A 7,575-nucleotide genomic window follows, 5' to 3' on the forward strand; every position below is an offset into this window, starting at 1 on the left:
TTTCAGTCTGCAAGACGGAAGAATGAGCCGTAGCGGGCTACGGCGATTGATGACAACGAAGCAGATGGAAATTTATACAAGTTATTTGGCAAAATATCAACAGGTCAATACACTAGTACAACTTAATTTTCGTTGTACTAGTTAGCTGAAATAAAATCTACATGCCCCTGCATCCAGATAATGCCCTTGAAGCGACGGCCTATCATAGGTTCGCCTTCAAGGTCTTTTCTGTTTATGGCAATATTTAAGACAACATCATTGCAATTTATAAGAAGCTGGAAAACATCCTCGTTTGTGTAAGGATTTGTTGTTAGTGACCAGTTTAATATCGTTCCGATTATCATATAGTTGTCAGATTCCGAGCCGTATGGGATGAAGCTTGATTCAACGATAGAATACAGGTCTTCTGTCATGATGCGCTTGCCAAGTCTGCCTGACAGGTCTATCTCATCGAGCGTGAGACTGTCGATAGCGTCCTGATTTCCCTCTTTTGCCTGTAATAAAAGCTGTCTTCTCATTCGTATTTCGTTATTTCTTCTATTGATACTCTCATCAGTTTTCTGTATTCCAAGTAAAATACGTCCCTCAAGAGAAAGTCCTGAGAGTGCAAGGTTTGCACGATGTGGCGTATTATCAGTAAATTTAAGTTTTATATAGTCGATTGAATTTTGAAGATAAAAAATCACAGACACTGCCATGCGTATATCATCACACATACCGGTATAGGCATTCGTGTCAACGCGTTTGTTTATCGTGACATCTGTGCGCATTGTGATAAGTGAACTGCTGCAATATGGAAAATAATGGTCAACATGAAAAAAGCCTAGTTTATCATATTCTCCGCGTATGGTTATACCTGTATTATGTGCAAACTCACGACTAAGCTCAGTGAGTTTTTTGCCGTCGCCTACCAATATCTGTTTGCTGACAGATGGTTTATCCATGGACAGACCAAGAAGTTTATCCATATCCTGTTTTGATGAAATATTGCTGAAACCGACAGCTCTTAAAAATCTATGCATAAAGTTTTACCTCATTTATTTATTCAGAAATGATTATATGTTTCTGCTGTATTCATATGATACTACATGACTGTTTAAGCTACAAGCCACATTACTCCATTTTACCTAATTTCTTGTAAAAAAATATGATTTAGGATATAATCTATTTTGGAAAATATTTTTTTCAATCATTTTATAAAGTACAAAAATAAAAATACAAACGTATAGAAATTTTGACCGGAGGTTGATATGAGTAAGGTTGCGATTATTACGGATAGTAATAGCGGTATAAATTTTGAAGAGGCAAAGGAACTTGGTATAAGAGTCATACCTATGCCGTTTCTTATTGATGGAAAGACATATTTTGAGGAGATAAGTCTTTCACAGGAGGAGTTTTTTAAGAAACTTGAAAGTGATGTTGATATATCTACATCACAGCCATCACCTGAAGATGTTATGAAAATGTGGGATGAGGCACTTGAGGGTGCAGACGAGGTTGTATATATACCTATGTCCAGCGGGCTGTCAAGTTCATGTCACACGGCGGTGATGTTATCAGATGATTATGATGGTAAAGTACAGGTTGTTGACAACCAGAGGATATCGGTCACACAGCGTCAGTCAGTACTTGATGCCATAGAACTTGCAAAAAGAGGATTTACGGCAGAAAGGATAAAAGAAGAACTTGAGAGAGTTAAGTTTGAGTCAAGTATATATATAATGCTTGATACGCTCAAATATCTTAAAAAGGGCGGAAGGATAACACCTGCGGCGGCAGCACTCGGCTCTGCTTTAAGATTAAAACCAGTTCTTACTATTCAGGGAGAAAAACTTGATGCATTTACGATCGCAAAGACTAAAAAACAGGGTGTTAAAAAGATGCTTTCTGCTATCGAGGATGATATAAATAAAAGATTTGGCGGTACTGACCATATGGAGAACATACATATGGAGATCGCACATACAAAAAATCCTGAGGCAGCAGAGGAATTAAAGCAGCAGGTGATTGAAAAATTTGGTGTAGAGCAGGTAGATGTATATCCGTTGTCGTTAAGTATCGCATGTCATATAGGAGCAGGTTCTATAGCAGTCGCATGTTCAAAAGTTATTGACTGATTAAAATTGGTTGTAATTGTTGCTGATAGTACCGTAGAGGTTGATAGTAACAAATTTTTAACTTATCATTTTTTTGAAGACTTTTTTATGGATAGATCGTTAATATTTATGGAGGGGAGAAACAGATGAATTATATCGAGCAGTTAGGCGAAGCAGCGAAGGCTGCAAAAAAAAGCATTGCAACGGCAAAGACGGCAAAGAAGAATGAGATTCTTGAGAGGATAGCTCAAAATCTTAGAAAAAATATAGAGGTTATACTTAAAGAGAATGAGAAAGACACAGCTATGGCAAAGGAAAATGGAATAACAGATGCTATGGTTGACAGATTAAGGCTTACACCTGAAAGGATAAATGACATAGCGGATGCATGTATATATCTGACTGGGTTAAATGATCCTGTGGGTGAGGTTATTGAAGGGTACACAAGACCAAACGGAATGAGGATCACAAAGACAAGAGTTCCGATGGGTGTCATAGGCATTATATTTGAGTCAAGACCAAATGTTACGGTCGATGCCGCAACGCTTTGCATAAAAAGTGGAAATGCAGCCATATTAAGAGGCGGCAAGGAGGCGATAAACTCAAATAAGATACTTATGGACATCATGAGGGAATCCGTAGAGGAATGTGGTCTGCCAAGAGATGTGATCCAGCTTGTCGAAGATACATCAAGAGAGAGTTCAAACCAGATGATGAAGGCGAACGGATATATAGATGTGCTTATCCCAAGGGGAGGAAAAGGGCTTATAAAGGCGGTAGTAGAAAATGCCACAGTGCCAGTGATAGAAACAGGAAGCGGAAACTGCCATATTTATATAGACGAGAGTGCAGACATAGACATGGCTGTATCTGTCACAAATAATGGAAAGACTCAGAGACCGAGCGTATGCAATGCACTTGAGACATGTCTTGTGCATAGGTCAGTTGCAGATAAATTCCTTCCAAGGCTTATGGAGGAGTTCAAAAAGTTTGATGTAGATGTAAGAGGATGCGACAGAACAAGAGAGATATTGGGAGAGAGCATAAAAGAGGCAACAGAGTCTGATTATGCGACAGAGTTTGACGATTATATCATGGCTGTAAAAGTCGTAGATAATATAGATGAAGCCATAGAGCATATATCAAAATATTCTACGGGACATTCAGAGTGTATCATCACAAATGATCTGAATAATGCTGAAAGATTCCAGAGGGAGATAGACAGTGCCTGCGTATATGTAAACTGTTCAACGAGATTTACCGATGGCGGTGAATTTGGATTTGGGGCAGAGATAGGAATATCAACACAGAGACTTCATGCAAGAGGACCTATGGGACTTAGGGAACTTACGACTATGAAGTATCTTATAAATGGGGATGGACAGATAAGAATTTAGCGTATAAAAATAGAACGAAAGTAGAGACACTGGTTAAAAGATTTGCTTGTCGGGCTTTTTAGGATAGATGCTTCACAAATGGATAATAGAGTGATAGGATGGGAGAAATAATGGGTAAAAATAAAAAATACTACTTAAATGTAATGTTTATGGCGGTGCTTTTAGCGGCGGTGTTTTATGTGCTTTTAAAAGACCAGGACTTAAATGACATATTAAATGCGATGAAGGGTGCAAAGAAATTTGATATGGTTCTTTCGATGCTTGCGGCACTTATGTATGTTATCATGGAAGGAGTTTCCATGCAGATAATATTACATTCACTTGATTTCAAAAAACAGGGACTAAAATGTATAAAATATTCATTTATCGGATTTTTCTTTAATGCGATAACACCGTCGGCATCGGGTGGACAGCCTATGCAGGTATATTATATGCATGAGGAGGGGATAAACGCAGGGGCATCTTCTGTGACACTTCTCTTCTGGACGATAATATACAAAGTCGTACTTGTTGTATTTGAGCTGTATGTATTTTTGTTCCATTTTGATTTTGCCGTAAAATATATCGGCGGATATATGTGGCTGTTCATTGTCGGAATGGCAGTAAATGTAGTTTCCATAGTTTTGTATTCCATCATAGTTTTTTCGGAGACAGGAGCAAAGAAACTTGCTTATATGGGAACATGGCTTTTGCATAAATTACATATAGTAAGGCATAAGGAGAGGGCAGAAAAGAAGCTAGATGCTCTGCTTGAGTCATACAAAGAGGGGGCGGTGTATATGCGTACCCATGTCAAAGTTGCGGTCATCGTATTTCTTACGACCTGTGTTCAGAGGATTTCGTACTTTGCGGTAACATGGTTTGTCTATACGGCACTTGGCGGCAGTGGATTTTCTGTGTTGGAGATAATCATGCTTCAAAGTTTTGTGTCGGTCTGTATAGACATACTTCCATTTCCTGGAGGAGTCGGAGCAAACGAGGGATTTTTCGTGGTACTTTTCGCACCGGTCATGGGACACAGCATTGCAGTATCAGCAATGCTTCTTAGCAGGGCTTCAAATTTTTATGGTTTAGTTATAGTCAGTGCGGCAGTATCAATGTTTGCACAATTTCAGAATGTACGGAGGAGCAGATGTCAGCATACAAGATAGTTTATAAAGGTGGAACAGGGGAGATAGTTGAAAAAAAGTCAAGGTTTATAGCAAATGTGTTTAAGGTAGAGAGTGAGGATGAGGCTCTTGAGATAATTGAGCAGACAAGAAAAAAATACTGGGATGCAAGACACAACTGTTTTGCATATGTTATAGGTGAAAATGGTCAGACAAAAAGATGCAGTGATGACAAAGAGCCGCAGGGGACGGCAGGAAAGCCTATACTTGAAGTTATCGAGGGAGCAGGCATAATAAATATCCTTGTTATCGTTACGAGATATTTTGGTGGAACGCTTCTTGGCACAGGAGGACTTGTACGGGCGTATTCTGGTGCGACAAAAGAGGGACTTGCAAACAGCAGTATCATAACCAAGGAAGCCGGAAAGAAATTTGTGATAGACACTGATTACAACGGTGTGGGCAAATTGCAGTATATTGCTGCAAATATGGACATAACGATAACAGATACGCAGTATACGGATAAGGTTACAATGACACTTATAGTACCGCTTGAAAAATGTGAGGAACTAAAGAAAAAGATAATAGAAGCGACGGCAGGCAAGGCTGGGATAGATGACAGTGAGGAAATATATTTTGCAATGCTTGACGGCAGCCCTGTAATCTTTTAGAAAGGTAGTAAGTCATGGATTTATTTGATTATATGCGTGAAAAAAATAAAGAGGATGAATCTCCGCTTGCATCAAGGCTCAGACCGAGAACGCTTGATGAGGTGGTGGGGCAGCAGCATATTGTCGGGAAAGGCAAACTTTTATATCGTGCGATAAAAGCTGACAAACTAGGCTCCATCATATTTTACGGTCCTCCCGGAACAGGAAAGACAACGCTTGCAAAAGTTATCGCAAACACAACAAGTGCAGAGTTTTTACAGATAAATGCGACAAGTGCCGGAAAAAAGGATATGGAGGAAGTCATAGAGAAAGCCAAGAATAATGCAGGGATGTATGGCAAAAAAACTATCCTTTTTGTAGATGAGATTCACCGGTTCAACAAGGGACAGCAGGATTATCTGTTACCGTTTGTAGAGGACGGAACGGTCATTCTTATAGGTGCGACAACTGAAAATCCGTATTTTGAGGTAAACAGTGCTCTTATATCGAGGTCGAGGATATTTGAGTTAAAAGCACTTGAGACAGAGGATATAAAAGAACTGATACTTCGTGCCGTAAATGACAAAGAGAGAGGAATGGGCTCATACAGTGCAAAGATAGATGATAGTGCACTTGAATTTCTTGCAGACATGGCAAACGGGGATGCAAGGGCAGCTTTAAATGCCATTGAGCTTGGAATCTTAACGACAGACAGAGGAGATGACGGCATCATTCATATAACGCTTGAAGTCGCAGGGGAGTGCATACAGAAAAGACCTGTAAGATATGATAAGACAGGGGACAATCATTACGACACAATATCTGCCTTTATAAAGAGTATGCGTGGTTCAGACCCGGATGCGGCTGTATACTACCTTGCGAGGATGCTTTATGCTGGTGAAGATGTGAAATTTATCGCAAGAAGGATAATGATATGTGCAGCCGAGGACGTATCAAATGCAGACCCACAGGCACTTGTCATAGCGGTAAGTGCGGCACAGGCGGTAGAAAGACTTGGTATGCCTGAGGGAAGGATAGTGCTTGCACAGGCGGCAACATATGTGGCATCAGCACCAAAGAGTAATTCTGCTATAATGGCTATAGATGATGCTATGCAGTCTGTTCAGAATGAAAAGATAAGCGGAGTGCCGGATCATCTTAAAGATGCACATTACAAAAGTGCAGGAAAACTCGGTCATGGGATGGGATATAAATATGCACATGATTATCCGAATCATTATGTCAGACAGCAGTATCTTCCGGATGAACTTGTGGGACGCAGGTTTTATGTGCCATCGGATAATGGGTATGAGAGGACTATAAACGAATATATTAAAAAGATTAAGGCTGAGAGCGAAACTCTTGAAAGGTTGTGAGGATTGTAACGATATAGCAGATAATACCGCAGGCACGCTCTCGCTATATGTCGCTCGTAGCAGTACATAAGTTGGCATAAGACGCCAACTAAGTACTGACGGCGACAAGAATGCCTGCTAACATTATCTGCTATATCGTTACGATCAATTACAGGTATTGAGAGTTTCGCTATTGAGGTTGTTGGGATTATGATTATATGAATATAAGTGAAGATGATATGATGGGGGTTATAAGGCGAGATATATTTGTAAATAGAAAAGAAATTATAAGTGGGAATTAGAAGAAAAGTGTGATAGATATATTTGTATATTTGTATATGTGATTGTAAGTGATATTTGAAATATAGATTACTATATAAAAACAGATTTCTGTATTAGTAAATTGTGATATGAGATGGATTTTAGATTAGGATTGTGAGGTGAGTTGATTGAAGAAGGTAAAACAGATTGCGGCTATTATTATGTGTGTACTTCTTGTTGGGATGTATATAGCTTCGTTTGTGGCGGCGATTTTTGCTAAGCCGCAGGCTCATGGGCTTTTTATGGCGAGTGTGGGGATGACGATAATGATTCCGTTGCTTCTTTATGCTTACACGATTATTTACAGGGTTATTCATCCTAAAATGCATGGGGAGGATGAAATGCGTGAGGATATGGAACAATATGATGATGACGCCGAGATAAATGGTGAGAATAATGCCAGCCCGCTAAATGACGAGAATAATAACAGCTAGGATATGATGAAACGCATTAAAGGCTGCATTACCAGAGATAATGATTTACGAGTGTTGCAAAATATTATTTTAACACTATCAAGTAACAGAGTGGATTGTTAATATCCGATTGATAGTCTATATTATCAGATGATAATTTATGAGAGCTGCAGAATATTATTTTAACACTATCAAGGAAGTCCCCCACTTCTATTGCGTAGAGCAATAAGTGGG

The 7,575-nt window shown here is 39.3% G+C and carries 7 protein-coding genes; 6 read left to right on the forward strand and 1 reads right to left on the reverse strand.

The genetic code is table 11. From position 1 onward, the window contains the following. Window positions 1-137 precede the first annotated feature (137 nt). Window positions 138-1,022 (reverse strand): DUF3881 family protein, encoded by an 885-nt coding sequence (locus KQI69_RS09100; protein ID WP_216565068.1) that lies wholly within the window; start codon window positions 1,020-1,022, stop codon window positions 138-140. A 228-nt stretch (window positions 1,023-1,250) separates the two neighbouring features. On the opposite strand from KQI69_RS09100, the gene KQI69_RS09105 reads away from it, so the two are divergent. The 6 genes from KQI69_RS09105 to KQI69_RS09130 all read left to right on the forward strand — a co-directional run bounded on the left by KQI69_RS09105 (window position 1,251) and on the right by KQI69_RS09130 (window position 7,362). Next, window positions 1,251-2,117, forward strand: coding sequence for a DegV family protein (locus KQI69_RS09105; RefSeq protein ID WP_216565069.1), 867 nt, complete (start codon window positions 1,251-1,253; stop codon window positions 2,115-2,117). Window positions 2,118-2,242: 125 nt separating this feature from the next. Further along, window positions 2,243-3,493, forward strand: a complete 1,251-nt coding sequence (locus tag KQI69_RS09110) for a glutamate-5-semialdehyde dehydrogenase (RefSeq protein ID WP_216565070.1) — start codon at window positions 2,243-2,245, stop codon at window positions 3,491-3,493. A 98-nt stretch (window positions 3,494-3,591) separates the two neighbouring features. Beyond that, entirely contained in the window at window positions 3,592-4,644 is a 1,053-nt protein-coding gene (locus tag KQI69_RS09115) for a lysylphosphatidylglycerol synthase transmembrane domain-containing protein (RefSeq protein WP_216565071.1), read from the forward strand. Continuing rightward, complete coding sequence (locus tag KQI69_RS09120) at window positions 4,626-5,273, forward strand: YigZ family protein (RefSeq protein ID WP_216565072.1); 648 nt, start codon at window positions 4,626-4,628, stop codon at window positions 5,271-5,273. Before KQI69_RS09115 ends, KQI69_RS09120 begins: the two co-directional genes overlap by 19 nt. A gap of 14 nt (window positions 5,274-5,287) precedes the next feature. Beyond that, entirely contained in the window at window positions 5,288-6,628 is a 1,341-nt protein-coding gene (locus KQI69_RS09125; protein ID WP_216565073.1) for an AAA family ATPase, read from the forward strand. Window positions 6,629-7,056: 428 nt separating this feature from the next. After that, window positions 7,057-7,362 (forward strand): hypothetical protein, encoded by a 306-nt coding sequence (locus KQI69_RS09130; RefSeq protein ID WP_216565074.1) that lies wholly within the window; start codon window positions 7,057-7,059, stop codon window positions 7,360-7,362. Window positions 7,363-7,575: the final 213 nt, after the last annotated feature.

Source organism: Eubacterium sp. MSJ-13 (genome assembly GCF_018918235.1).
Lineage (GTDB): Bacteria > Bacillota > Clostridia > Lachnospirales > Lachnospiraceae > Butyribacter.